The sequence below is a fragment of the Lichenihabitans psoromatis genome, assembly GCF_004323635.1.
GTDB classification, from domain to species: domain Bacteria; phylum Pseudomonadota; class Alphaproteobacteria; order Rhizobiales; family Beijerinckiaceae; genus Lichenihabitans; species Lichenihabitans psoromatis.
This window is the reverse complement of sequence record NZ_CP036515.1, coordinates 1,073,431-1,099,576: the sequence shown is the minus strand read 5'-3', so window position 1 is coordinate 1,099,576 and position 26,146 is coordinate 1,073,431. Positions and strand designations below refer to the sequence as shown.

The following is a 26,146-nucleotide window of genomic DNA, read 5'->3' as shown; positions in this document are numbered from 1 at the left end:
GCGCCGCCTATCTTGTCTCGCGCGGCGCTGGGTCGCGTCTTGCAGAGCCTGTTGAGCCAAGAGCGCGCGGCGGCACGGGGCCGACGCGGTCTGGTGCCGTCACCGACGCGATTGCCGGACGTGTGGCCCGAGACACTTCCGATGCAGGGTGAGGGTGAGGGCGAGGTCTCGGTCGCGGCGGATTCGCTCGAGATCCTTCAACTCGCCGCCGCCGTGAACGAAATGTTCCACCTCTACGATGGCGGCGACGAGGCCAACCTGTTGGCGACCGACACGTTCGGTGGCTGGCTCGACCACATCGAAACCGTGCTGCGCGGCGGCGGATCGGGCATCACCTTCTCGAGTTCGGGATCGAGCGGCGTCCCGAAACGCTGCTGCCACTCCGCCGCGCATCTTTTGGCCGAGACCTCGTTCCTCGCCGATTGGTTGAGCGACCGGCGGCGCATCGTCGCCATGGCACCGGCTCATCATATCTACGGCTTCATTTTCACTGCCCTGCTTCCCGACCATCTCGGCGTCGATGTGTGGGCGGCCGAGCGGGCGAGTCCTGCCGACCTTGCCCGTGATCTGCGAGCCGGCGATCTCGTCGTCGGTTTCCCGGAACGATGGCGCTGGTTCGAGCGCAGTCTCCGTCATGTGGCTCCGGGCGTGACCGGCGTGACCTCGACGGCGCCGTGTCCCGAGGCGCTTATCGCGTCACTCCGCGACAGTGGCCTTGCCCGAATGATCGAGGTCTATGGATCGTCCGAGACGGCTGGGATCGCGTTACGGGACGACCCCGGCGATCCCTATGCGCTGATGCCCCATTGGCGGTTTTCGGACGAGTCGCGGGAGGAGGCGCACGAACTCGTCCACCTCTCCGGGCTCAGGGCCGATCTGCCGGATCGCATCGTCTTGACGGATGATGGTCGGTTCCGGCTGGCGGGACGGCGCGACGGCGCCGTTCAGGTCGGCGGCGTCAACGTCAGTCCCAGCGCCGTCGCGGCCCAACTCGCGGGGCGACCCGGCGTGCGGGAGGCGGCGGTTCGTCTCATGCGTCCTGAGGAAGGCAGCCGCCTGAAGGCCTTCGTCGTGCCTCAACCCGGCGTCGACGTAGCCCGCCTCGAAGCCGACCTCTTGGATTGGACGAGGCGCAACCTGACGGCGGCCGAGCGGCCGACCATGGTGACGTTCGGCGACAATCTTCCCAGATCCGATCTCGGCAAGAATGCCGATTGGTAGCGTAAAGCTAAGGCGCCTCAACCGTTTTTGAGAAGCACGTCAAAGCGTGGTGAGACTTCGTCGAAGATCGGCAAGGATGCGGCGCCCAGCAGCGGAGCCTCCGGGCCGGTACGACCGAGCATGACGCGAGGCAGGGTGCGTGACGCGCGAGACCCGACCGAGACCGGCAGCGCGAGAGCCGCCACCAAGCGCTCCAAGACGCTTTTCGGCGCCACGCCGCCCAGGATCACGGTCTGTGGATCGAAGGCCGATTCGAGAATTCCGATTGCTTGGGCGAGGCGTGGCGCGGCGTCCTTGACCCAGGCATCGAGGCGACCGGGGGCGCTCGTTTCGAGATGGGCGATGAACTCGGGCGTGGCATCCGGTGGGGCGATCCCGAGGTTCTCGTAGACCGCGCTCAATGACACATACCGCTCGAGGCAGCCGTGATTGCCGCAGGGACATGGCCGGCCATCGGGCACCACGATCATATGACCGATTTCGCCGGCATTTCGGCCCGTGCCGCGCCACGGCTGACCCTCGATCATGATCCCGGCGCCGAGGCCATCGTTCATGAACAGATAGACGTAGCTATCGATCTCACGGCCGAGGCCGTTCAGGCGTTCGCCGATGGCCGCCGCGACGGCATCGTTCTCGATCAGCACGGCCATGCCGAGCGCGGCTTCGATCATGTCTGCCGCGTCGCCCTCGTCCCAGCCCGGCAGGGTCGTCGGTCCGGCGCTTGTGATCGAGCCGGCATTGAAGCGAACCGGCACGGCCAATCCGGCCCCGAGAATCCGGCTCTCGACCGCGCCGGCCCGTTTCAGCAAAGGTGCGGCCATTCGGGCGAGGGCGTCGGCGGCCTGCGTGGGCGAGGGCTGATCGGCGGGTATTCTCTTGTGACCTCGAATGCGGCCGGTGAAATCGACGACCGCGCCCGAGATGCTGCGATGGTCGACGTGGAAGCCGAGCGACCACGCGCCTTCGGGATCGATGCTGTAGGGAATCGAGGGTTGACCGCGGCCGCCTCGGTTGGGCGCCCCGGCCGACACCAAGCCAGTGTCGTGCAGGACGCTCACGATGTTGTTGACGGTTTGCGCAGTTAAATGGGTTCGCCGCGCGACCTCGGCTCGCGTCAGGGCGCCCGCCCGGCGGATTGCATCGAGGACGACACGCCGATTATGCGTCTGCACATGTTCGAGATTGCTGCCCGCGATCTTGAGGCTGGTCGACACTGGCGTTCTCGTTCCCCTCATTCCCAGGTTTCCGCAAACCGCTGGAGCGGCTTGACAGCTCTCAATACTCATTTCAAATTGACTTAATCGAAACGTTCCTTCGACGCCATCCGGGCCATCGTTCGCCGAGCGGCACGTGCGACCGACACCGACGCCTTTCCTGCCCAGGACCTCTACCGACCCGTTCACGCAATCGAACCCGACCCATCTCCGCCTAAAACGAGGAAAAGCCATGCTGCAAATCAAGTCTTGGATCGGTGTGGTTGGTCTGGCCGCGTTGGCCGGGACGGTCTTGGCGTCGCCGGGACATGCCGAAACCCTGAATGCGCTCTTTATGGCGCAAGCGGCCTATAGCGATAATGACGTGCGGAACATGACGCACGACTTCGAAAAAGCGAACCCCGGGACGACCGTCAATTTGGAATTCGTGCCCTATGAGGCGCTGTTCGACAAGATCGTCGCCTCAAAGGCTGCGGGTGGCTCGGGCTATGACGTGGTGCTGTATGACGTCATCTGGCCGGCGGCTTTTGCGCGTGACGGCGTGCTTCGCGACGTCACCGATCGGGTGAAGGCCAATATCGACACCGCGAAGGTGTTCGACGGCGCATGGTCAACGAGCCTTTTCGACGGCAAGTATTACGGCCTTCCGTGGATCCTCGATACCAAATACCTGTTCTACAATACCGACATGCTGGCCAAAGCCGGCATCGCGACGCCGCCCAAGACCTGGGATGAACTTCTGGCCGATGCGAAGATCATAAAGGACAAGAAGATCGTCGATTATCCGATCGTCTGGAGTTGGTCGCAGGCCGAAGCCGTCGTGTGTGACTATGCCACCATCACGGCGGCCCATGGCGGGACCTACTACAATGACGGCAAGCCCGCCTTCGATCAGGGTGGCTCGCTCGATGCCGTCAAATATATGGTCCAATCGTTGAAGGACGGCGTCTCCAATCCGAACTCCAAAGAATATCTTGAGGAGGATGTGCGGAAAGTCTTCTCGGCCGGCAATGCCGCCTTCGCGCTCAACTGGACCTATGCTTACGCCAAGGCCAATGACCCGGCGGAAAGCAAGATCGTCGGCAAGGTCGGCGTGGTGCCGGCACCGGGCGTCGCCGGTCACACGGAGGCCTCGGCCGTCAACGGGTCGATGGGTCTCGGCATCACGGCGGGGTCGAGCCATCCTGATCTCGGTTGGAAATACATCAGCTTTCTGACCTCGCAGGAGGTTCAGAACAAATATGCTCAGTTGAGCCTGCCGATCTGGAAGTCGTCCTATGACGATCCGGCCGTAACCAAGGGGCAGGAGCCTTTGGTTGCAGCCGCCAAGACCGCCATCAGCGTCATGAGCCTTCGCCCGGTGACACCCTCCTACCAGGAGGTCTCGACCATTTTGCAGGCGCAGATCCAGAATGCCTTGACCGACAAGGCAACCCCGGATGCCGCCCTGGCCGAGGCCGACAAGGCCGCCGCGCGCCTGCGATGATGGATCGGCGCACGGCGCGTCCGTGCGCCCCATGTCTGACGAAGGGCTGATCCATGGCTATGCAACGGCCGGGCTCGATCTCGCCCTGGCGTCTGCTCGCTCCGATGTTGGCGATCATGGCGGCCGTCGTGGGCTACCCGGTCGTGCAGACGATCGCGCTCGCCTTCACGGACGCGCGTTTGCTGGGGGGGCTCGGCTCGGCGCATTGGGTTGGGCTCGACAATTTCATCTATGCGCTGACCGATGCGAATTTCCTCAGCGCGACGGCGCATACCCTCTATTTTGCCATCCTGTCGGTCGGGTTCGAAACGCTCTTCGGCGTTCTCGTGGCGTTGCTGCTCAACGAGAAATTTCGGGGCCGGACGGTGTGTCGAGCGCTGCTCGTGCTGCCGTGGGCGCTGCCCACGATCGTCAACGCAATCATGTGGCGCCTCATCTATCAGCCTGATTTCGGCGTGCTCAACGCGGTTCTGACACAGACGGGCGTCTTGTCCGGATACCGAGGTTGGCTCGGCGACCCCGATAGCGCCATGAACGCCGTGGTCCTGGCCGACGTGTGGAAGAATTACCCGCTCGTCGCGCTGATCGTCCTGGCGGCTTTACAGAATGCGCCAGCCGATCTCTACGAGGCGGCGCGGCTCGATGGCGCGGGCGCTTTCCGCCGCTTTCAAGTCGTGACCTGGCCGGTCATCGCGCCACCGTTGCTCGTCGCGATCGTCCTCCGGTCGATCGAGGCTCTGAAAGTCTTCGACATCGTCTATGTGATGACACGCGGCGGCCCGGCGAGCGCCACGAAGACCATGAGTTTTTTCGTCTATGAGGAGTCGTTTCGCTTCCTGCGGGTCGGGTCGGGTGCGTCCTATGCCTTGATCGTGGTTCTGATCTGCATGGTGCTGGTCACGGTTTACATGCGCCTGTTGCGTCACGGGCAACCCGCATGAAGCGGAGCCGCCTCGCATCCACGCTTCTCTATGCAGCGGTTCTCCTCTTCGTGCTGGTGACGCTCGCGCCGGTGGCGTGGCTGCTCATCCTCAGCCTGTCGCCGCCAGCGGACCTCACCGCAAAGCCCTTGCGCTTCATCCCCAGTCAGATCGATCTCAGCCATTATCGGCGGCTGCTCGATTTCGGCGCCAATACGCCGGGCGAAGCCTTTCTGCTCGGGTTGCGGAACAGCCTCGGCGCCTCGGTCGGCGCCACGCTCGTATCGATGCTGGTCTCGATCCCGGCCGCCTGGGCCTTTGCGCGCTATCGGCGCCGGGCCGTGACGGCGACGCTCTATGTGGTGTTGGCGACCTATATGACGCCGGCCGTCGCCTTGGTGCTTCCGCTCTATTTCATGCTGTCGGCCTTGCATCTGCTCAACAGCGTCACCGGCCTCATCATCGTCTATTGCGCCATTCTGACGCCATTCACGGCTTGGTTCATCAAATCAGCCTTCGACGCTCTGCCCGATGAAATCGAGCAGGCGGCCGCGATGGACGGCGCTGGCGTGTTCAAGACGCTGCTTTACGTGTCGTTGCCTCTGGCCCGGGCCGGCATCGCCACGGCGGCGTTGTTCGCGCTGCTGCTCGCCTGGGACGAATTCTTCTTCGCTCTGCTGTTTACCAGCAATGCCGATGCCAAAACCCTGACGGTGACGATCGCGGATTTTGCGGCGGGTCGCGCCACGGATTTCGGGCTTGTGGCCGCTGCCGGCTTGCTGACCGCATTGCCGCCGGTGCTGATCGCCTTCGGCTTGCAGAAGGCGCTGATCAGTGGGCTGACCACGGGTGGCGTCAAAGGATGACAAGATGATCGCACCCGGATTAGTCGCCATCGAGGCCGAGATGGCGCGGCAGCATGCCGATGCTTTGGATTCCGTCGCGGCCGCCAAGCCGGTCGTCGCCATCATCGCCACGAGCATCCGGAAGACCGGCCGGTTGCTGCTGCTTGGCATGGGCGGCTCGCATTGGGTCAATCGCACCGCAGCGCGGGCCTATCGCGAACTCGGCGTCGATGCGAGCGCCGAGGTTGTCTCGGACATGCTCGGGGTACTGCCTTCGGCGATGCCGCGAACGGTCCTCATCGTTTCGCAATCGGGGCAATCGGGAGAGATCGTCCGCTATCTCAGGGAAGAGGCTGGCGCTGACGAGCGGTTTGGCCTCACGCTCGATGCTGCGAGCCCGCTTGGCCGTTCCGTCCCGTGTCTTATCGGCAGCGGCGGACCCGAGCGCGCTTTTGCGGCGACCAGAAGTCTGCTGATCTCCCACGCATTGCATCTTGCGGTGCTGGCGTCGCTCGGCCTCGACCCGATCGAAGCCCTTGCGGCGCTGGCCGAGCCTGAAATGGTCGAGATCGAGGCTGCGCTCGATGCTCTTGCGGCCTGCTTGACCTTCGTAGTGAGCGGCCGGGGATTGCTGGCCGGCGTTGCGGAGGGTGGCGCCTTGTGCCTGATGGAACTTGCGCGATGTTCGGCGCTCGGTTTCGAGGCCGGGCAGTTGCGACACGGTCCAATGGAGGCGCTGACGTCGCAGACCGGCGTCATCATCTTGCGCGGCGCCAAATCGGCCGATCTCGATGCTGCTCTGGCGGCGGATTGCCGTTTGGCGGGGTGCCCCGTGGTGGTGCTCGACGGCAGCGGGTCCAAGCCCGTCCGAGGGGTTCATACGCTGTCGGTCGGGCCCAGCGACGGGATGGCGGCGGTGTTTGACATGCTGCCGACCCTCCAGCGTCTGCTGGTCGAGGTGGCGGCTGCGCGCGTGGCCGACGTCGGCACGCCGATCCGGTCCAACAAGATCACCGTCACGCCATGAACCCGCAATTGCTTGTGATCGGCAATGTCAACGTGGACCTCGTGATGGGTCCTCAGCAGCCCTGGCCGACGCCCGGGACCGAGGTTTTGCTGCCTGAAAGCGATCTTCGCGTGGGCGGAGCGGCCGGCAATACCGCATTGGCTTGGCAAGCCCTCGGCGTGCCGTTCCGGCTGGTCGCCAATACAAGCGCCGACGCGCTCGGGCGCTGGCTCCGCGACCCGTTCGGGACCGTGGCCGACGCATGGCCCACCTCGCCCCGCGCCTGCGCCCTTTCGGTCGGCATCACTCACCCCGACGGCGAGCGCACATTTTTCACGACCCTCGGTCATCTGCTCGACTTCACTCTCGAGGCCGTTCTGTCGCAAGTGCCCGCCGATGCTCCACTTGGCGCGATCGCGCTGCTGACGGGTTGCTTCGTGACGCCCGCGCTCGTGGCTCACTACGGCGACCTGATGACGACGCTTCGCCAACGCGGCTATCGGGTTGCGCTCGACACCGGTTGGCCGGACGGCGGCTGGTCGTCCGCCAACCGTGTCGTCGTCGCGTCCTGGCTGCCGATGTGCGATCACCTCCTGATCAACGAGGCCGAGGCCCTCGGCCTGACCGGAACGGCATCGTGCGAGCAGGCGGCGGTCATCCTGCAGCAGCATCTTCCTGCAGGCGCCATTCTGGTCATTAAAACGGGTGCGGCGGGCGCACGAGCCTGGTGCGACGGACGGGATGTGACCGTCTCGGCACCGCGCGTCATCGTCATCGACACGATCGGGGCAGGCGACACGTTCAATGCGGGATATCTGGCGGCTTGCGTCGCGCAACACGGGTTCGAGGTCGCGGTCGCGGCCGGCGTTCGGATGGCCTCCCGCGCCGTCTCGACCCGCCCGCGTCGCTTTATCGACCACGAAGACTGAGCCCGCGCAAACACGCACCGATCGAACCGATGCGCGGTTCGAGGGGGAACCATGGGTCGGATCTCGGCTTTCCCTTTCAGATGCGACCGTTCAGCGCTTGTGAGCGGTTCGATCGAGGAGAAATCAGATTATGGCCACGATGACCCTTCAAGAGATCGCCGAGAAGATGCGCGACATCGACTTCGGGATGCTGTCGACGCGGACAACCAACGGTGCAATCGCGAGCCGCCCCATGAGCAACAATGGCGATGTCGAATATAAAGGAGACTCGTTCTTCTTCTCATATGACAGCGCCAGGACGATCCACGATATCGAGCATGACGCGCAGGTCGGTCTCTCGTTTACCGGCGCTAAAGGCTTGCTGGGAAAGCCGCCGCTGTTCATCGCGATCGAAGGTCAGGCCGAGTTGATCCGCGACAAGGTGATTTTCGCCGAACATTGGACGAGCGATCTCGACCGCTGGTTCGAGCAGGGCGTCGACACGCCCGGCATCGTTCTGATCAAGGTCCACGCCGAACGCCTGCATTATTGGGCCGGCCAGGACGAAGCCGAGGTCCCGCTTCGATAAGCGACAATCCCTGCACCGTCTCGCCAGTCAGCGGGACGGTGCAGCGATCCGGCCGCTCCGATCAGGCCGCGGCGAGTTTGCGGCCGAGGAAGTCCCGCATCAACCTGGCAATCTCCTGATGGTGCGTCTCGAGAGCAAAGTGTCCCGTGTCGAGCAAGTGGAGTTCGGTGTCGGGAACATCTCTTCGGTAGGCTTCTGCACCGGGCGGCAGGAAGAACGGGTCATTTTTGCCCCATACGGCAAGCACTGGCGGACGGTGTTGGCGAAGATAGGACTGAAAATCCGGATAAAGCGCGACGTTGCTGCCGTAGCTCAGAATGAGATCGAGCTGGATCTCATACGCGTCCGGTCGATGCATGTAGAACGTATCCAGCATGGAGCCGTCCGGCGACACGCGTCCCGCGGGTGAGCCATGCTCGTATTGGAAACGGATCGCCTCATCCGAGAGGGATGCGCGCGTCGCTTCTCGGTGCGCGGGCGTCGGCTCCCGCCAATAGGCTTGCCATGACTCCCAACCCGCGCTGAGCCCTTCCATATAGGCGTTGCCATTCTGAGTGACGATCGCCGTGATGCGCTCGGGGTTCGCCATGGCAAGCCTGAGGCCCACGGGTGCGCCGTAGTCGAAGATATACAAGGCGTAGCGCGGGAGGCCGATCGCATCGACGAAGCCGCCGATCACATGGGCTAGAGTCTCGAAACTATAGGTGAATTGTCCACGCGGCGGCGCCGTCGTCAGCCCAAATCCAGGCAGGTCGGGCGCGATCAGGCGGTAGCGGTCGGCAAGCGCCGGCATCAGATCGCGAAACATATGGCTCGATGTCGGGAAGCCGTGAAGCAGCAGGATGACCGGCGCGTCGATCGGGCCGGTCTCCCGATAGAAGACGTCGACATCGCCAACCTTCTGTGTGCGGTAGATAATGGCGGACATCGTTGTTTCCTTTGCTTGAGTGGCGCGCAGCGGGATCTCGGACCGCCCGCTGCAGGTTTGGGTTTGATCGAGACTCGAATTTAGAGATTTCAGAAAACAAGAGAATGCTTGCGATACGACCGGCTTAATTGCAGTTTGCGAAACGATGGATCGCTTGGACGCCATGGTGCTGTTCGTGTCGGCCGTGGAGGACGGCTCGCTCGCCGCCGCCGCGCGGACACATGGGCGATCGCCGGCCGCCGTGACACGAGCGGTCGCGTGTCTCGAGCGCCATGCCGGAGAAGCGCTGCTGCTGCGGTCGACACGGAAGCTCAGCCTCACGGCGGCCGGCGAGCGGCATGTCGCAATCTGGCGAGACGTGCTGGCAAGACTTCGCGAGGTCGAGCCGGGTAGCGCTGCAGGCCACCTTCACGGGAGCATCGTACTGACCGCGCCCGAACTTTTCGGGCGGCTGAAAGTCATGCCGGTTCTCGAGACCTTCCTTCGGCAGTATCCGCATGTCGCGGCCCGCGTCTTGATGGACAATCGCGTGGTTGATCTGGTCGGCGATGGTGTCGACCTCGCGGTGCGTCTGGCGCCTCTTCCCAATTCGACCTTGACGGCGATCAGGGTGGGCGAGGTGCGTGCCATCGTTTGTGCATCGCCGGACTATGTGGCTCGATCCGGATTACCTGCGACCCCTCACGATCTCGCTCGCCATGATTGCATCGGGCTCAATGCGGAGGGCGACGGCGAACTCTGGTCATTCGACATGGCGCAGGGGCAGGGCGCACCTTTACGCTCGACACGTGTTCGAACGCGCCTCAGCATCAATAACGCTGCGGCGGGAATCGATACTGCGCTTCGCGGACATGGCATCATCCGTGCGCGTTGCTATCAGGTTGCAGAGCACCTCGAGACAGGGCGCCTCGTCCGGCTTCTCTCCGCCTTCGAGGTGCCGCCGACGCCGGCGCAGCTCGTCTTCCATCCCGACCGAGCCCGGCGGGGCGTTTTACGCGCCTTTATCGACCATGCTGTTCCGACGTTGAGGCGCGAGTTTCTGCGTCTTGCCGCGAGCATGGCGCCGCCTCTTTCGAAATGAACCGCGTCAGTCAGCGGCTCGCCTGCCTTGTCGGTGCCGCTCGTCGATCGTATTCGTCTGGCGCTTCGACGATCGCAGGTCTTCGGATGCTTGGGCAGGATCAAACGGGTCGCTCGGCGCCTCGACCGTGACGGACCTGCCGACGCGTTTCAGTCACAGGCGCCCCCGCTTGGCGGCGACCGCGCCTTTAAGGAGAGATGAATTGCAGATGATTCCAAGACTCGTGCTTGCGCTTGTGGTCGCACTCGTGGTCGGCTTTGGCTATCGCTTTTACGATGTGTCGCGCGGGGCGGAATGGATGGTGTCGCCCGACCAGATCGCGACCGCGAAGGCGGCTGGTGGGGCCGGCGTCGAGACGTCGCCCGGTCGTATCGCGGTTCTGCCGATCCGGAGCGAGACGGCCGACGTTCTTCCGCTGCAATGGGCCTTTGCGGGGATTGCGGCAGGAGCGCTGGTCTTCGCCGCGACCCGCAGGCGGTCTTCCGGACAGCGCGGGTAAGTCCGCCTCGTCCAGCAAGTGTGCTTAAAATCCAAGGAGCCTGCGCGACCGATGTGATCGGTCGCGCAGGTCTCTCTGTGCTTCGTTACGATTAAGCGGCCTTTTTGGACGGACGACCGCGGCGCTTCACGGGCGCCTCTTCGGGTGCGGGGGCTGCGTCTTTTACGGCAGCAGCCGTCTTGGTGCGCTTCGCGGCAGCTTTTTGCGGAGCCGCAGCGACGTCGGGTTCGCGATGAGCGATGGGGGCGACCTCTTCCACGGCGGGCGGCAATTGAACCAGCTTCTTGCCGAGACCCATATCCTTGGCGAGTTTCGAACGCGACGCAGCGTAACCCGGCGCGACCATTGGATAGTCGCGCGGCAACCCCCATTTGGCGCGATAATCATCGGGCGACATGCCGTAAGACGTGCTGAGATGCCGCTTCAATGACTTGAAGCGCTTACCGTCTTCCAGACAAATCAAATAATCGTCGGTGACCGACTTCTTGATCGACACGGCCGGGACCGGCGGGGGAGCCACGGCCACGTCGGTTTTGTGCTCGCTCAGGCTCTTGATCGCCTGGTGAACGGATTCGATCAAAGCTGAAAGATCCTCTGCCCGAACCGAATTGTTGGATACGAATGCAGAGACAATATCGGCCGTGACGGTAATCATATCTTCGTTGTTCTGGTCGTTCATCGGTCTTCCCCTAAAAGATGTCTCTCTTTAGCGTCTCCGTACCATTTAGCAAGTCGATCTCGAATGACTTTGCTACGAGAACCCGCATTATTTTGCAGCAGTTTTGAGCACACTGGTTTAGTCGGCCGCATTGGTCGATAGATTGCGGCGAATAATTGGGGCGCGATCAACCGCGGATCGGGGTCTCAACCGACTTTCGTCTCGTCCTGTGCTTGATCGTCTGCTGACGCCTGAGCAAGCGTACTGTCGGTTCCTACACAACGTCGCTTGCAAACGGGCATGGAGGCCGAGCGCCGCGTTCAACGGCATAAGGCAGCAAACAGGCGCTGATCTTTCCGACGTCTTTCGCAATGTGAGGCGATGCTCCGCTGCAACATCCCGCTGTCCTGCATGACTTGACCGAAGCTTTGTGCGATCCGATCATCTGATCGGGCATGTCCCGAGATCGACAGCGCCGTCGCGGCGGACGACATGTCCCCATCGGCTTAGTGCGACCAAAGTGAGCCCGACCGAAGTGATCGCGCCGCGACCCTGGGGGCGCGATCGTCAAAATCCGCTTTGGCATTGTATGCCGCCGGTCGCTCTGCGATAGATCCCTGCATGAGCGAAGCGGATGCAAACAGACATGCCGTGCTGTCGACGCTGGTGCAGGCAAGCCGCAAATGGCGAAAACTCGCCCAGCAGGCTTTGGCGGCGCATGACATCTCGCAGGCGCGCGCGGCGGCTCTTGTTTGGGTCCATCGGCTCGGCGGGGGCGTTCGGCAAATCGTGCTTGCGAGTTATGTCGGGATCGAAGGGACGTCGCTCGTCAGGCTTTTGGACGAATTAAGCGCCGCTGGATTGCTGATCAGGCGGGATGATCTCGGCGACCGCAGGGCGAAGACGATTTGGCTGACGCCAGATGGCGAAACACTCGCCCGACGCGTCGAAAATGTGCTGGCCGATTTGAGGGATGGCGTTTTGTCGGAGATTGATCCGTCCGACATCGACGCCACGCTCCGTGTCTTCAGGGCGATCGATCTGGCGATGGAGGTCGGCGCAGCCGGCTCGATCCACCTCGGCGAGACGCGTGCGCCGCAAAAGGCACGTTAGACGCGCAAGGCCAGCCAAGCTCGATCCATCCAGACATCCAGGCTGGAAAGAAAGAGGCCGCCTGCGATAACGCAAGCGGCCCAAGTCTAGGGAGGAAACGCCCAAGGAGGGCATGCGCCGCAAGCAGCGCAGTGCCAAATTAAAGGTTTCACGACCCGACGCAACAGACATCGGCGCATGGCTGGTTTACGGCCAAGGCACGAACGGGAGCGGGGCCGAGGCGTCCCTGGAATGAACTGCGAGGCGCGGTTTCATGGCGCCGCAATGAACGTCCCGTAAGTCATTGCGCGAGCCAGCATCGCAAGACGTTGCGCGCGGAAGAACGGTCGTGCGAAAACTCTGGTGGTCAGGGGCTGATTGGTCGAGGTCAAAGCGCTTCCTTGAGCCTCTCGGCGGCAGGTGAGGAAACCAAGATGAATATTGAAAAAATGACGGCGCAGATGTCCAGCAAACCGGGCTTCATCGCGGCGCTGGATCAAAGTGGCGGCTCGACCCCCGGCGCGCTGCGCCTCTACGGCATTCCCGATAGCGCCTACAGCGGCGATGCCGAGATGTTCAAGCTGATGCATGAGATGCGCGTGCGGATCATGACGGCTCCCGCTTTCACGGGCGATAAGATCATCGGCGCTATCCTGTTCGAGGGCACGATGGATGGACAGGCCAAGGGGAAGCCCGTGCCATCTTATCTCTGGGACGACCGCGGTATCGTGCCATTCCTGAAGGTCGACAAGGGTCTCGAGACCGAGGCGGATGGCGTCAGCCTCATGAAGCCGATCCCCGGGCTGGATGCCTTGCTGGACCGCGCGGTCGGCCTCGGCGTCTATGGCACGAAGATGCGATCCGTCGTGAATCTCCCATCCGAGAGCGGCATTGCGGCCATTGCGCGCCAACAATTCGAGATTGGCGCGCAGATCGCCGGTCATGGCTTGATGCCGATCCTCGAGCCGGAAGTCTCGATCAAGAGCCCAGACAAAGCCGGCGCCGAAGCCATTCTCCGCACTGAATTGACCAAGGGGCTCGATGCGCTTCCCGAAGGCCAGAAGGTCATGCTCAAGCTGACCATTCCGGATGTCCCGGATTTTTACGCACCGCTGATCGCACATCCCAAGGTCGCGCGCGTCGTGGCTTTGTCGGGTGGCTATACGCGAACCGACGCCTGCAAGCGTCTCTCGGCCAATCATGGGATGATCGCCAGCTTCTCGCGGGCGCTGCTCGGCGATCTCCGCGTGTCGATGAGCGAAGCGGATTTCGACGCCAAGCTGGCCGAAGCCATCACCGAAATTTTCGGTGCCTCGACCGTCAAGGGCTGAGCCGCGAGGGGTAGCCCGAACAGCATCGAGTTCGGGCTTGCCCTTCGGGGCGCATACAGGGTTTCCGGGCGACCCCACGCATCGATCCTTTGTGCGGGATCGATCGGTGTGGTCGTCTTGCCTGTCGGCTCGTTTCACGGAACAAGCATGGGATGAGCATCCCGACAGACCATTCCTATCCGTTCGATCCGACCTATGGCCTTGACCTCGATGCGCTTCGCGCCATCCAGCCGCCGGAGCCAGCGCCTCATTTCGATGAGTTTTGGCGGGCGCGCCACGCGGCGACGCTTGGGATTCATCCTGAGCCGCGGCTCAGCGCGAGCGCGTCTCAGCATCCCGCGTGGCACGTTCAAGACATCGTCTATACCTCGACCGACCAGTTCGAGATCGGGGGCTGGCTGCTGCTGCCACGAGACGGTCTCGTCACGCGTGGTCTCGTCGTCGGGCATGGCTATGGCGGCCGAGACGAGCCGGATTTCGATCTTCCCGTGGCCGAAACGGCGGTGTTGTTTCCCTGCTTTCGCGGGCTCTCGCGCAGTCGCCGCCCGCCGATCTCCAGTGATCCCGCCCGGCATGTGCTGACCGGGATCGACAAACCGGAAACCTCGATTCTGGGTGGCTGTGTCGATGACGTCTGGTTGGCGGTCTCGGTTCTGACCGAGCTCTATCCCGGCCTCGAAGGACGGATCGGCTACAGCGGCCTGAGCCTCGGCGGCGGTATCGGCGCTCTGGCGATCGCTGCCGATCGGCGGATCGATCGTGGCCATCTCGTCGTGCCGACGTTCGGCAATATGCCGCTCTGGCTGACGTTGCCGACCCTCGGGAGCGCCGGCGCCGTGCAGCATTATCGAACAACGCATCCGGACGTGCTGCAGACCCTTCGGCTCTTTGACGCCGCAACGGCCGCGACGCGTATCGCGATCCCGATGCTGGTCGCGGTTGCCCGCTTCGATCCAGCGGTGGCACCGCCCTGCCAGTTTTCGGTCGCCAATGGGCTTGCGACGTCAAATCATCATGAAACCGTCATTCTGGATGCAGGCCATGTGGATTATCCTCAGATGGAGGAGCAACACGCGCTCCTTGTCGAAAAAGTCAGGCATCTCTTCAGGGCGACATGAAGCGAGACTACCGGCGCTGGTATAGTCCCCGACTCCACCGGGACATGGAGCTGCTGATCTTCGGGCATGCCGGAGCAAAAGTGCTGATGTTCCCAACGCGGGACGGGCGCTTTTGGGAATATGAGACGCTGAACATCGTCGCGAGCCTCGCGGTCAAGGTCGAGGCCGGGCAGTTGCAGCTCTATTGCATCGAAGGACTGGCGCGGGAGACCTTTTACGATGTCGGGCGCCATCCGGCCGATCGGATCAGACGCCACGCCGCCTACGAGGAGTATATCCTCAACGAAGTGCTTCCCTTGATGGCGTCGACCAACCCGCATGATTGCACGATCGCGATGGGCTGCAGCCTCGGTGCGTTCCAGGCCGCCAGCATCGCGCTTCGCCATCCGCACCTCTTCCGCAAGCTCGTGGCCTTTTCCGGTCGGTACGACTTGTCGATGAAGGTCGAGTGTTTCGACGATCTGTTCGACGGCTATTACGATGACGAGATCTATTTCCACACACCGACGCATTTCCTTCCCGGCCTGCAATGTGGGTGGAGGCTGGATAAGCTGCGCCGGCTCGACATCGTCTTGACGATCGGCACCGAAGATCCGTTCCTCGACAACAATCACCACCTGAGCCATTTGCTCGACCAGAAGCACGTGTCGCACCAATTGCATGTCTGGGATGGACGCGCTCACCGCGCCGGCGCCTGGCGACGGATGGCGGCCCTTTATGTGTGACGCGCGGCAAGACGCGACACGCTAGTCTTCCACCAAGCGTATCGATCACCGGATAGCCTGTAACCCACGCTCGCGTTAACACGGGGTCGGACACCAGCGGACATCGTCGCGCCGAAGATCCTGACACGTCTGCGAGAAGGAGCGACCCCATGGCCCCGACGAGCCCCATTCCCGGCAGGGTCAATGCCGATATGCCGGGGCGCTCGCAGCGTGTCACGGCGGCCGAGCACGCCCTGATGACGCGGCGCGAGACGGTGCTCGGCCCGGCCTATCGCTTATTCTACGAGGAGCCCGTTCATCTGGTGCGGGGTGAGGGCGTCTGGCTCTATGACGCGGCTGGCGATGCCTATCTTGATGTCTACAACAATGTCGCGTCCCTCGGTCACGGCCAGCCCGAAGTCGTCGCGGCGGTGACCCGGCAATGGGCGACCCTCAACACGCATACGCGCTATCTGCATGAGACGATCTTGGATTATGCCGAGAAACTGCTCGGCCTGTTCCCCGAGCATCTCGGCCATATGATGTTCACCTGCACCGGATCGGAAGCCAACGACCTCGCCTACCGGATCGCGAAGAGCCACACCGGCGGTACGGGCGTGATCGTCACGGATCTTGCCTACCACGGCGTCACCGACGCGGTCAGCCAGTTCTCGCCCTCGCTCGGCGCGGGTGTGCCGCGCGGCCCCCATGTTCGCACCGTGCGTGCTCCGGATGCCTATCGCCGGGGCGACGCCGATCTTGGGGCTGCCGTCGCGGCCGATGTCCGGGCCGCCATCGCCGATCTCCACAAGCACGGCATCAAGCCCGCCATGATGATCTGCGACGCGATCTTCTCCAGCGATGGCGTCTTTGCAGACCCGCCCGGGTTTCTGGCCGAAGCTGCCGAGGCCGTGCGTGAGGCGGGCGCTCTCTGGGTCGCTGACGAAGTCCAGTCGGGTTTTGGGCGAACCGGCAATGCTCTGTGGGGCTTCATGCGGCACGGCCTCGAGCCCGACATGGTGACGCTCGGCAAGCCGATGGGCAACGGGCAGCCGATCGGCGGGGTCGTTATGCGGCCCGAGGTGGTTGCCGAATTCGGCCGTACCTCGCGTTATTTCAACACCTTCGGCGGTAGTCCCGTCTCCTGCGCGGCCGGGCTCGCAGTGCTCGAGGTCATCGAGCGCGACGCGCTGGTCGCCAATGCGCGGCAGGTCGGCTTCTATCTCCGGACCGCACTCGAAGAGCTTTCAAACCGGCACGAAGCGATCGGCGACGTGCGCGGCGCAGGCCTCTTCGTCGGCGTCGAAATCGTCAGCGATAGGGCTGCCAAAACCGCTGATGCGGCCACGACCACGCGGGTCGTCAACGGATTACGGCGCAAGCGCGTGCTCATCAGCGCGTCAGGGCCACAAGCCAACGTGTTGAAGCTGCGGCCGCCCATTGTGTTCTCGACCGCCCATGTCGACACGTTCGTGGCGGCGCTCGACGAGGCTTTGTCCGATCGGTCGGCGTCGCCGCCATGAGGCGCGTCCCGTTGGTCGAGGCTCTCCCGCGACACGAGCCGAGCCACCTCCGCGCGGCGGCCCCCGACTGAATCACGCCGGTAAGACGGTCTCGGGCTCGGCGTGACTTACGACGGCGGCTTGGCTCGAGGTCGGCCATTGAAAGAGCGCCGCTTCGGTGCTGGAGCGTAAGACACGCCAACCCGCTCGGACCCACGATTCCTCGAAGATCGGATTGAGGTAGACGACCAGAATGTCGCGCGGGCTGTCCTGGCGTGAGCAGGCCAGGCGGTCGGCGACTTGCCGCATGATGGCGCGCCCAAACGGGTTGTAAAAAAAGACGATCAGGGGTCCAGTCGGAAAGTCATAGGCGGCCGCATCCCCATGCAGCAGGCTGATGCGGTCACGGTCTGGCTCTGGAAGCTTCCCGACATTGGCGGTCGCGATGGCATGAAGTTCTTTGGTGAATTCGACGCCGACGATCGCCTTGAACGGCAACGCGGCGGCCAACATCACGGCTCGGCCCTTTCCCGACCCCAGATCGACGAAAGTGAAGCGCCGATAATCGACATCCACGCTTTCGAAAACGGTTCTGAATTCGCTCGGATCGCTCGCGATATGCGCTTCGCCAAAGCGTGCGTTCGGCCCATCGACGGTGAGCCCATAGATGTAGTCGATCCCGCTCGTTTCGACCCCGTTTTCTGTGTCGAACAGGAGATCGACTCGTGTCTTGTGCTTGAGGAATGTTTTGTAATCGCGGGGGATCCACCCGCTTGCGCGAAGAAGCCGATGAAGCATTTTGGAGAGGAAGCTTCGCAGCCCGATCTCGCGCTGCATTTCAGCGGCACGCAACAATCGCCGCATCAATAACACATGCATTGCGCTTCCTTCGCTTCGGTCGGCCCCGATTGACGATGCACCGCTGAAACTCGCGTCACAGGGCTGACGCAGAATCGCTGCAGTACTGGGGCGTTGTTCGCCTTCTTCTCGACCTCGAGACGATAGGAGCGAAGTAGTGGCGGTCCTATTCGGTCATTGGGAGTAAGTCTTTCCGCTATTGCCTTCTCCCGGCATCGCCGAAACGCTGCGTTTCAAGGGGTGTTAACCTTGTTGGCGTTTGATCAGCTCTTTAGATCGATTTGGTATACGTCACGCAGTTTCTCGCGATACGTCGAGAACTGATCTGGCGTCCAGTCTTGCAGGAGGTCCGTCTCTCTTGGACCCGTCGGAGGCTATTCGATCTCGCGGCGCCCGATGCTCGCGATCGCCAGCGTCAGGGCCGCCACCGCGATGGCCAACAGGACGGTCCATTGCAGCAGAAGGCCGGATGTCGCCCACGTCCGAAGCGAGACCTGGAACGCCGCGATCATCCAGGCGTTGGGCGTGAGCCAGCTGAGGTTCTGCAGCCAGGGCGGCATGAGATAGAGCGGAACCATGCTGCCGCCGATGGCCGAGACGATCAGAACTCCGAAGCTCATGATCAACTGAGCCTGTTGCCGCGTCGCGCAACAGGCGTTGACCAGCAAGCCGAGCGCCGCCGCGGCCGCACTGGCGAGCGCGGTGGTGATCAGCCAAGCCCCAGGGTTGGCGAGCATGTCGACGCGATAGACCAGGAAGGCCGTCGCATAAATGGCAGCCACCTGCAGGGCGCCCTGCGCGGTCAGGAAGATAAATTTGCCGATCAGCAGCGGTGTGAGGCCATAGGGGCCGGCCTGGAGACGAGCGAAAATGCCGCCATTGCGTTCGTCGAGCAGAGTGGCGGCCCCCTGCATTGCGGCGAACAGCAAGAAGATCGCGGAGACCGCCCCGGCATAATAGGCGATCGGTCCACCCGAGATGGCGTCGTTGGCCGCATTGCGCTGCTCGACCAGGCGGGAGAAGGCGAAGCCGCCGCCGCCCTTGCCGACCTCGTCGGAGAACGCACTTTCCAGAAACTTGCGCTCGTCGTTCTCGAGCCGTCCAGCGCGTTCGACATCCCCGATGATGCGCGACAAGGCGACGTCCGGCAGCTTTTCGTTCAGCGTTTGCAGGACTTGTCCAGCCACGATCGCGGCGGCGGCCGGCCGGCTCGAACTGCCGATCACCAGCAGCGGCGCCGCTCCCGTCGTGCCTGTGTCGGCAGCCGGGTCGGCGCGGATCAGGAGCCCGACCGTATATCCGCCGTCGCGGACGGCGGTGTCGAGGCCGGCCTCGTTGCCGGTCACGATGCTGGTACGAAAGGTCGGCTGCTGCTGCAGCGCCTGCACGAGCCGCTGGCCCGCGCTGCTGTGCGAACGATCCAAAATGCCGACGTGGAGCCGCAATTCGGTTCCGGTCGCGCCAGCGAAGATCGCGGCGAGCAACACGAAGATCACAGGCGGCAACGCGAAGGTCATCACGAGGGTGGGAATATCCCGCCGCACTTGAAGCGCCATCACACGAACGGCAGCGAGGATCAAGACGCGCCGCCGGGGCCGACGATCGCCTCATAAGCGTCGCCAAGCCGAAAACGCCGCTGCCGCAACTCCCGGATCTGCGCCATCGGGAGGCCGAGATCGGCGGTCTCGAGCGACACGGGTCCTTCGGCCGCGCGATGGATGCCGCGCCAGACCGTGGCTTCGGCCGTTGGCACATAGCCGCGCGTCATCAAGGCGGATCGCGCGGCGTCATCGGGTTGATCCATCAAAAGCACCTCGGTGCGGCTCGTCTCCGCCGCGAATTGGGCCGTGACGAGGTCGGTCGGGCTGGCCTGGGCCGCGATGCGACCGGCCCGCAGAATCACGACCGTATCGGCGATCGCCTCGCCGTCGTCGAGGTCATGCGTTGCGAGCAGCAACGCCACGTTATCGGTGCGGGCAAGGCTTTTCAGGTCCGCGCAAATCGCGCGCCGCGCGAGAGGGTCGAGACCGACCAGCGGTTCGTCGAGCAGCAGGAGGCGTGGACGACCAACCAGCGCGCACGCAATATTGGCGCGGCGTTGAAAGCCGCCCGACAGGGTCGAGACCAGAGCGTCGGCGACGGAGGCGAGGCCGGTGCGGGCGACACAATGGTCGACGAGAGCCGGGGTTGCGCGCCCGCCCGAAAACGCGGCAAAAACCTCGATATTTTCCCGCACGCTCAGCCGTGAATAGAGCGCGATCTCCTGGGGCACGAGGCCGAGAGCAGCACGGGCGCGGCGGTCGCGGCTTGGGGCGTAGCCGACGACGCCGACCTGGCCCGATGTCGGAACGATGCTGCCGCTCAAAGCACGGATCAGAGTTGTCTTGCCGGCGCCGTTCGGCCCAGCCAGAAGCGTCACCGTACCGGCGCGGAGTTCCAGCGTGACGTTATCCAAGATCAGGCGGTGCGCTCTGTCGACGCGGATGTTGGACACATGAGCGACGATGTCGGTCGGTCCTGATGGCGTCATTGACCCGGCTGACGTCATGGACGCCCCGGTAAGGCCAGCCGGACCGCGACCGATACATCGCGCTCGACCGTAAAGGCTGCTCGATCGAAGCGGGGCGACGTCATGCGACCGGCCTCGCGCGAGAATCCGTAAGGTTCGCGGGGAAGCCCACGGGGCGATCGGTCCAACGTACCGTCGCCGTTCAAGTCCTGAAAGGCCGCGACCGCATAGACGCCGGGCGGCACGTTCGCAAAGCGGACCTGCAGCGTGGGGCTGTCGGCGCCCACGACCTGGGCATTGCCGCAATCATCCGGCTCCAAGCCCCCCGTACAGAGACTGACATAGACGCGGGTTTGCGAAGGTGTGACGCCCTCGACCCGGACCACGACCTCCGCCGCATAGGCGGTGCTCAGGCCTCCCGCCAGAACCGCCACCGTTGCGGCGGTTAACCGCGACCAAACACGTCGCGCAATCCTGGTCGGCTGAGCCGGCTGTCGTGTTGGCACGTCGCACATGGGCCTAACCTGCTGGTTGCAGCTTCATCTCGCAAGCGGGGTCTTGAACCTGCGTGCGTCAGCCCTCTCTTATAGGGCGGGGCAGCGGGATGAACACAACGCGATGAACATGCATGTCGGTCTCGAAAACTCACTGAAGCCTAAGCGGGTCGCGGTCGTTGGAGCCGGTCCCGGTGGGCTTGCCAGCGCCATGATGCTCGCGGCTGCGGGCCTTGACGTCACCGTCTACGAGAAAGCCGACCGGGTCGGCGGACGGACTCGCACCATCGAAGCGGAACAGTTCAGGTTCGATATTGGACCGACGTTTTTTCTCTATCCCGAGATCTTGCAAAGTCTATTCCATAGATGTGGTCTCGACCTTGCTGATTTTGTGACGCTCAAGCGTCTCGATCCGCACTATCGGCTGAAGTTCGAAGATGGGCCGGATCTTGTCACAACCAGCGATCTCGACCGGCTCGAAGTCGAGATTGCAAAAATCGACGCAGAGGATGCCAAGAACATCCGCCGCTTCATCGCGCGCGGCCGGGCCAAGCTCGAGGCATTTCGCCCGGTTTTACAGAAAGCGTTTCTGAGCCCACTCGATCTGCTAAGCCCGGATGTCTTGAAATCCTTGGGGTTGCTCGCGCCATTCTCGTCCGTCGACGGCGATCTCAGCAAGTTGTTCAAGGATCCGAGGATCCGCCTCGCCTTTTCGTTTCAGACCAAATATCTCGGCATGTCGCCATTTCGGTGCCCGAGCCTTTTCACGATCCTGTCGTTCCTCGAATATGAATTTGGCGTATGGCACCCGATGGGGGGCTGCGGGACGCTGAGTGAAGGCATGGCGACAGCTGCACGCCGGCTCGGGGTCAAGTTCCGGTTGGGCGAGGAGGTCCGATCGATCGACTTCGAAGGCAAAGTGGCGACCGGCATCGTCACCGCCAATGGCCGCGAGGCGTGCGATGCCGTTGTCGTGAACGGCGATTTCGCCCACGCGATTCCGCGTCTCATCCCGGCGCGCCTCCGCAGGAGATGGTCGGATAAGCGCATCGACAAAGCGCAATATTCTTGCTCGACCTTTATGCTCTATCTCGGCATCGAAGGTCGCTATGACCATCTCGACCATCATACGATTTTTCTGGCGAAGGATTATCGCCGGAACATCGAAGAGATCGAGGCTGCTGAAAAACCGCCGGAGCAACCGTCGATCTACGTGCAGAACCCGGTCCGATCGGATCCGGCCTTCGGCGGCGCCGATTATTCGTCGCTTTACGTGCTTGTCCCTGTCGGTCACTGCGGCAAGGTCGATTGGGCCGCCGAAGGTGGTGCATTCCGCGATATGGTGCTCGAGCGGCTCGAAGGTTTGGGATTGACCGATCTCCGCAACCGCATTCGTTTCGAAAAGGTCGTGACGCCGGATCAGTGGCGGGACGACCTGTCGATTTATCGCGGTGCGACCTTCAACCTCGCGCATTCACTCGATCAGATGTTGCTGTTTCGGCCGCATAACAAGTTCGACGGTGTCGACGGCGTCTATCTTGTAGGCGGCGGAACCCATCCGGGGTCAGGTCTGCCGGTCATTTATGAGGGAGCGCGGATCACCAGCGATCTCGTCCTCAGCGATCTTGGGCAGGCCGACCGTATCCCGACCGCTACCGCCAACGACATGCCGCTTGTGGCGTCGAGCCAAGCATGATCACGCTGTTCAACACAGACCGAGGATGACGATGACTGAGAGCCTGCCCGTTGGCGTGATCGGCAGTGGTTTGGGGGGACTGGCCGCGGCGGTCGTGCTGGCGGCGCGTGGCCATTCCGTGACCCTCTTCGACAAGAACGACTGGTTCGGCGGCAAAGCTGCGGTGTTGAACGAAGGCGGCTTCCGCTTTGACATGGGCCCGACGATCCTGACGGTCCCGGCGGTTTTGCGCCGAATTTTCGCCGAAGCGGGCGAAAAGCTAGAGGATCATCTGGAGCTGATCCGACTCGATCCGCAGTGGCGCTGCTTCTTCGATGATGGCGCGATCCTCGATCTGCACGAGGATGTCGCCACCATGGCGAAGACGCTCGACGGCTTCGCGCCGGGCGCAAAACTCGGCCAAGGTTATACGAATTTCCAAAAATTCGCCGAGACGCTGCATGGCGTGTCGGAGCGGTTCTTCTTCTGGAAGGCCGTGGAGGACTTGCGCGACACGATCGACCTCAAGCGCAACATGAGCCCGACGACGCTGCGGGACGTGATGGCGCTCAAGATGGGCAAGTCGGTGGCCGGCAGCGTGCGCGCCCATGTGGCCGACGAACGTGTCGCCCAGATGCTCGACCACTTCACCCAATATGTCGGCTCGTCGCCTTACGCGTCGCCCGCCGTGCTCTGCGCGATCGCGCATATGCAGGCGAGCGAGGGTGTTTGGTATCCCGTGGGCGGAACCCGCGCCGTCGCCGAAGCTTTGGCCGGACTTGCGCGTCGCCTCGGCGTAACGCTGCTGGGCGAGACGGAGGTGACCGGCCTCGACATCGTCAAGGGAGCCGTTACGGCCGTCACGACGGCCAATGGTGACCGCCATCCCGTCTCGGCTGTCGTGTCCAACATGGATTCGATTCGCACCTATACCGATCTCGTCGGCGGTGCGCCGGCCGCCACCTATCGGGACAAGTTCAAGCCGGCTTGTTCCGGTGTCGTGCTCTATCTTGGGCTGTCGCGCGGCTACGATCATCTGCAGCATCACGATTTCATATTCTCCCGCAGCGCCAAGGAAGAATTCGACTGGATCTACGACAAGGGGGAGCCCGCCCCCGATCCGACTTGCTATGTCGCGGCGCCCTCGCGCACCGATCCGACGGTTGCGCCTCCCGGCGGCGAAGCGCTGTATGTTTTGGTGCACACACCTTATCTTCGGCCGCACCATGATTGGTCCAAAATGTTTCCGGCCTATCGCCAGGTGATCCTCGACAAGCTCAAGCGGACGGGTGGCATGCCGGATATCGAGGAGCGGATCGTTTTTGAGCGGGCCCTGACGCCGCAGGATATCAATGACCGATACAAGGTGCTGAATGGCGCCATCTATGGCTTGGCAAGCCACGGCAAGTTTCTTGGTGCTTTCAAGCCGGGCAATCGCTCGCGACAGGTCAAGGGCCTCTATCTGGCCGGCGGCGCCGCTCATCCCGGTCCGGGCATGCCCATGGTGATGATGTCGGGCTGGATCGCCGCCGATGCGCTGGATCAGGATCGGACGTCCTTGCGTCGCGCGTCCTAACCGTCATGTCGGGGCGCGCCAGCACTCTTTCGGCCGACGCGCGGCAAAGCCTTGCGCGACGGTCGCCGGTGTGGGTCTCGGCTTTTGCCATGATCTTCGCTCGCGCACTCAGGCGGGACTTTCACGCGGTTCGTATCGCCAAGGCCGGCCCGCCCCCGCCGGCCGATACGCCGCGTCTCGTGATCTATATGAACCATCCGTCGTGGTGGGATGCGGCCGTGATCCCGGTGCTCCTCGCGAAGCTGTTTCCGGGCCGAGCTGGATTTGCGCCGGTCGACGAAAAGATGACGCGACGCTACGGCTTTATGCCACGGATCGGCGCCTTCGGGGTCGCGCAGGATAGCCGTCGCGGCGCTTCGGTCTTTTTGGAAACCGCCGCCACCGTTCTGGCGAGGCCGGAGGGGCTACTGGTCGTGACGGCGCAGGGGCGTTTCGCCGATGTGCGGGAGCGTCCCGTCCGGCTCGCGCCAGGCTTGGCCCATCTCTTGGACCGGACGCCCGATGCGACCCTGGTGCCGCTCGCGGTCGATTATCCGTTTTGGGAGGAGCGCAAACCGGAAGCCTTGCTTCGCTTCGGACCGGCCATTGCCGCACGCTCCTTGCTCGGCTTCGACAAACGCAACCGACATGACGCTCTGGCCGATGCGCTCGGCACCGCGATGGATGCGCTTGCGGCTGATGCAATCGCACGCGATGCGGACCGATTTACGACGTTGCTCGACGGGAGTGTTGGGGTTGGCGGCGTCTATGATGCGTGGCGCTGGACCCGCGCCAGATTTCGCGGTGAACGGTTCAGCGCAGCGCATGGAGAGCAGCCTTGATCTTTGCTCTCGTCGTTCTTGCCCTGGCGGCACTGCCGCTGGTGATGACGCTTCTTAACGTCCGCCTGATCACGACCCCGCCGCTGCCCACGACGCGGCCCGCCGTCGCGATCCTGATCCCGGCCCGTAACGAGGAACGTGCGATCGGCCGATGTGTCGAGGCCGCGCTTGCGAATGTTCAGGCCGACATCGAGGTGATCGTTCTCGATGATGCCTCGACCGATAGAACGTCGGAGGTAGTACGTGCCATCGCACTGCGCGATAGCCGCCTCACTCTGGCGCAGGCGCCCCCTTTGCCACCGGGATGGAATGGCAAGCAGCATGCCTGCTCGGTGCTGGCATCGCTGACCGATAAACCCTTTCTGCTGTTTCTCGACGCCGATGTCGTGCTGCAACCCGAAGCGGCGGCCCGTCTCGCTTCGGCCAAGGGCGTCGATCTCGTGAGCGGCGTGCCGCGCCAGGAGATGGGCGGCGCGTTGGAACGGATGGTCGTGCCGATCATCAACGCGCTCCTGCTCGGATATCTGCCGGTCGGGATGATGCGGCGAAGCCGGCAGGTGGGACTGGCGGCTGGGTGCGGGCAGATGATGATGGTGCGCGCCGAGGCTTACCACCGAACCGGCGGCCATGCCGGCATTCGGCGCAGCTTGCATGACGGCTTGAAGCTGCCGCGGCTGTTTCGGGCAGCGGGTCTTCGAACCGATCTCGTCAATGGCGCGGCGCTGGCGACCTGCCGCATGTATCAGAGCCCTGCTGCGCTCTGGACGGGCTTCCTGAAAAACGCCACCGAGGGAATGGCCAAACCGATCGCGCTGCCGATCTGGACCGTGCTTCTGTTCGGCGGTCATGTGCTGCCTTGGTTGCTGCTCGCGGTCGATCTGGTCAGCGGCGTGTCGTGGCCCGTGACGGGCGTCACCGCTTTAGCCTGCGTGCTTCCGCTCGTGGCTCGAACGATTCAGTCGCGTGTCGCGGGCGAGCCGTTGTCGACGGTGCCGCTGCATCCGCTCGGGATTCTCGTCACGCTCGCGATTCAGTGGACCGCCTTGGCGCGTCGTCGCTTCGGGCGCCCGACCGAATGGCGTGGGCGCGCCTATCTGGCTGAGAATTAGGC

At 63.3% G+C, this 26,146-nt stretch carries 25 protein-coding genes; 18 read left to right on the top strand and 7 right to left on the bottom strand.

Annotation, left to right across the window (positions count from 1 at the left end):
- Nucleotides 1–51 precede the first annotated feature (51 nt).
- Complete coding sequence (locus EY713_RS05140) at nucleotides 52–1,221, top strand: AMP-binding protein (RefSeq protein ID WP_131113868.1); 1,170 nt, start codon at nucleotides 52–54, stop codon at nucleotides 1,219–1,221.
- Nucleotides 1,222–1,238: 17 nt separating this feature from the next.
- Here the strand turns inward: EY713_RS05140 and EY713_RS05135 are convergent, their stop codons facing one another.
- Nucleotides 1,239–2,435, bottom strand: coding sequence for an ROK family transcriptional regulator (locus tag EY713_RS05135; RefSeq protein ID WP_165491032.1), 1,197 nt, complete (start codon nucleotides 2,433–2,435; stop codon nucleotides 1,239–1,241).
- A gap of 232 nt (nucleotides 2,436–2,667) precedes the next feature.
- On the opposite strand from EY713_RS05135, the gene EY713_RS05130 reads away from it, so the two are divergent.
- The 6 genes from EY713_RS05130 to EY713_RS05105 all read left to right on the top strand — a co-directional run bounded on the left by EY713_RS05130 (nucleotide 2,668) and on the right by EY713_RS05105 (nucleotide 8,189).
- Nucleotides 2,668–3,921, top strand: a complete 1,254-nt coding sequence (locus EY713_RS05130) for an extracellular solute-binding protein (protein WP_131113866.1) — start codon at nucleotides 2,668–2,670, stop codon at nucleotides 3,919–3,921.
- A gap of 59 nt (nucleotides 3,922–3,980) precedes the next feature.
- A complete protein-coding gene (locus tag EY713_RS05125; protein ID WP_210215340.1) occupies nucleotides 3,981–4,862 on the top strand; it encodes a carbohydrate ABC transporter permease in 882 nt (293 codons plus the stop codon).
- On the top strand, nucleotides 4,859–5,707 hold the full coding sequence (locus EY713_RS05120) for a carbohydrate ABC transporter permease (protein WP_131113864.1): 849 nt from the start codon (nucleotides 4,859–4,861) through the stop codon (nucleotides 5,705–5,707). The genes EY713_RS05125 and EY713_RS05120 overlap by 4 nt, the downstream gene beginning before the upstream one ends.
- A 4-nt stretch (nucleotides 5,708–5,711) precedes the next feature.
- On the top strand, nucleotides 5,712–6,713 hold the full coding sequence (locus EY713_RS05115; protein ID WP_131113863.1) for an SIS domain-containing protein: 1,002 nt from the start codon (nucleotides 5,712–5,714) through the stop codon (nucleotides 6,711–6,713).
- Nucleotides 6,710–7,621 carry a carbohydrate kinase family protein gene (locus EY713_RS05110; protein ID WP_131113862.1) on the top strand — a complete coding sequence of 304 codons (912 nt, stop codon included), beginning with the start codon at nucleotides 6,710–6,712 and terminating at the stop codon, nucleotides 7,619–7,621. Before EY713_RS05115 ends, EY713_RS05110 begins: the two co-directional genes overlap by 4 nt.
- 130 nt (nucleotides 7,622–7,751) lie before the next feature.
- Complete coding sequence (locus EY713_RS05105) at nucleotides 7,752–8,189, top strand: pyridoxamine 5'-phosphate oxidase family protein (protein ID WP_131113861.1); 438 nt, start codon at nucleotides 7,752–7,754, stop codon at nucleotides 8,187–8,189.
- A 61-nt stretch (nucleotides 8,190–8,250) separates the two neighbouring features.
- Here the strand turns inward: EY713_RS05105 and EY713_RS05100 are convergent, their stop codons facing one another.
- A complete protein-coding gene (locus EY713_RS05100; protein ID WP_131113860.1) occupies nucleotides 8,251–9,117 on the bottom strand; it encodes an alpha/beta fold hydrolase in 867 nt (288 codons plus the stop codon).
- 145 nt (nucleotides 9,118–9,262) lie between these two features.
- Here EY713_RS05100 and EY713_RS05095 point away from each other — a divergent pair, with 145 nt between their 5' ends.
- Both EY713_RS05095 and EY713_RS05090 read left to right on the top strand, forming a co-directional pair.
- Nucleotides 9,263–10,198, top strand: a complete 936-nt coding sequence (locus tag EY713_RS05095; protein ID WP_131113859.1) for a LysR family transcriptional regulator — start codon at nucleotides 9,263–9,265, stop codon at nucleotides 10,196–10,198.
- 208 nt (nucleotides 10,199–10,406) lie between these two features.
- On the top strand, nucleotides 10,407–10,697 hold the full coding sequence (locus tag EY713_RS05090; protein WP_413771049.1) for a hypothetical protein: 291 nt from the start codon (nucleotides 10,407–10,409) through the stop codon (nucleotides 10,695–10,697).
- A gap of 91 nt (nucleotides 10,698–10,788) precedes the next feature.
- On the opposite strand, the gene EY713_RS05085 is transcribed toward EY713_RS05090, so the two are convergent.
- A complete protein-coding gene (locus tag EY713_RS05085; protein WP_131113857.1) occupies nucleotides 10,789–11,376 on the bottom strand; it encodes a Ros/MucR family transcriptional regulator in 588 nt (195 codons plus the stop codon).
- A gap of 600 nt (nucleotides 11,377–11,976) precedes the next feature.
- On the opposite strand from EY713_RS05085, the gene EY713_RS05080 reads away from it, so the two are divergent.
- The 5 genes from EY713_RS05080 (at nucleotide 11,977) to EY713_RS05060 (ending at nucleotide 17,123) form a co-directional block, all read left to right on the top strand.
- Entirely contained in the window at nucleotides 11,977–12,468 is a 492-nt protein-coding gene (locus EY713_RS05080) for a MarR family winged helix-turn-helix transcriptional regulator (protein ID WP_131113856.1), read from the top strand.
- Nucleotides 12,469–12,881: 413 nt separating this feature from the next.
- Nucleotides 12,882–13,778, top strand: coding sequence for a fructose bisphosphate aldolase (locus EY713_RS05075; protein WP_131113855.1), 897 nt, complete (start codon nucleotides 12,882–12,884; stop codon nucleotides 13,776–13,778).
- A 152-nt stretch (nucleotides 13,779–13,930) separates the two neighbouring features.
- On the top strand, nucleotides 13,931–14,896 hold the full coding sequence (locus tag EY713_RS05070) for an acetylxylan esterase (RefSeq protein WP_131113854.1): 966 nt from the start codon (nucleotides 13,931–13,933) through the stop codon (nucleotides 14,894–14,896).
- Nucleotides 14,893–15,621: an esterase family protein gene (locus EY713_RS05065; RefSeq protein WP_131113853.1), complete on the top strand. Its 729-nt coding sequence runs from the start codon at nucleotides 14,893–14,895 to the stop codon at nucleotides 15,619–15,621. Before EY713_RS05070 ends, EY713_RS05065 begins: the two co-directional genes overlap by 4 nt.
- A 149-nt stretch (nucleotides 15,622–15,770) precedes the next feature.
- The gene (locus tag EY713_RS05060) at nucleotides 15,771–17,123 is read left to right on the top strand and encodes an aspartate aminotransferase family protein (protein ID WP_210215312.1); all 1,353 of its coding nucleotides are present in this window, start codon (nucleotides 15,771–15,773) and stop codon (nucleotides 17,121–17,123) included.
- A gap of 72 nt (nucleotides 17,124–17,195) precedes the next feature.
- Here the strand turns inward: EY713_RS05060 and EY713_RS05055 are convergent, their stop codons facing one another.
- The 4 genes from EY713_RS05055 to EY713_RS05040 form a co-directional block, all read right to left on the bottom strand.
- Nucleotides 17,196–17,981, bottom strand: a complete 786-nt coding sequence (locus tag EY713_RS05055) for an SAM-dependent methyltransferase (RefSeq protein ID WP_131113852.1) — start codon at nucleotides 17,979–17,981, stop codon at nucleotides 17,196–17,198.
- A 353-nt stretch (nucleotides 17,982–18,334) separates the two neighbouring features.
- Nucleotides 18,335–19,540 (bottom strand): ABC transporter permease, encoded by a 1,206-nt coding sequence (locus EY713_RS05050; RefSeq protein WP_131113851.1) that lies wholly within the window; start codon nucleotides 19,538–19,540, stop codon nucleotides 18,335–18,337.
- Complete coding sequence (locus EY713_RS05045) at nucleotides 19,537–20,508, bottom strand: ABC transporter ATP-binding protein (protein ID WP_131113850.1); 972 nt, start codon at nucleotides 20,506–20,508, stop codon at nucleotides 19,537–19,539. The genes EY713_RS05050 and EY713_RS05045 overlap by 4 nt, the downstream gene beginning before the upstream one ends.
- On the bottom strand, nucleotides 20,505–20,984 hold the full coding sequence (locus EY713_RS05040) for a DUF2141 domain-containing protein (protein ID WP_131113849.1): 480 nt from the start codon (nucleotides 20,982–20,984) through the stop codon (nucleotides 20,505–20,507). The genes EY713_RS05045 and EY713_RS05040 overlap by 4 nt, the downstream gene beginning before the upstream one ends.
- A gap of 103 nt (nucleotides 20,985–21,087) precedes the next feature.
- Here EY713_RS05040 and crtI point away from each other — a divergent pair, with 103 nt between their 5' ends.
- The 4 genes from crtI (at nucleotide 21,088) to EY713_RS05020 (ending at nucleotide 26,144) form a co-directional block, all read left to right on the top strand.
- Nucleotides 21,088–22,659 carry a phytoene desaturase family protein gene (gene crtI, locus EY713_RS05035; RefSeq protein WP_210215311.1) on the top strand — a complete coding sequence of 524 codons (1,572 nt, stop codon included), beginning with the start codon at nucleotides 21,088–21,090 and terminating at the stop codon, nucleotides 22,657–22,659.
- 31 nt (nucleotides 22,660–22,690) lie between these two features.
- Nucleotides 22,691–24,214, top strand: a complete 1,524-nt coding sequence (locus EY713_RS05030; RefSeq protein WP_131113848.1) for a phytoene desaturase family protein — start codon at nucleotides 22,691–22,693, stop codon at nucleotides 24,212–24,214.
- 89 nt (nucleotides 24,215–24,303) lie between these two features.
- On the top strand, nucleotides 24,304–25,035 hold the full coding sequence (locus EY713_RS05025) for a lysophospholipid acyltransferase family protein (RefSeq protein WP_131113847.1): 732 nt from the start codon (nucleotides 24,304–24,306) through the stop codon (nucleotides 25,033–25,035).
- Complete coding sequence (locus EY713_RS05020; RefSeq protein WP_245572898.1) at nucleotides 25,032–26,144, top strand: glycosyltransferase family 2 protein; 1,113 nt, start codon at nucleotides 25,032–25,034, stop codon at nucleotides 26,142–26,144. Before EY713_RS05025 ends, EY713_RS05020 begins: the two co-directional genes overlap by 4 nt.
- Nucleotides 26,145–26,146 lie beyond the last annotated feature (2 nt).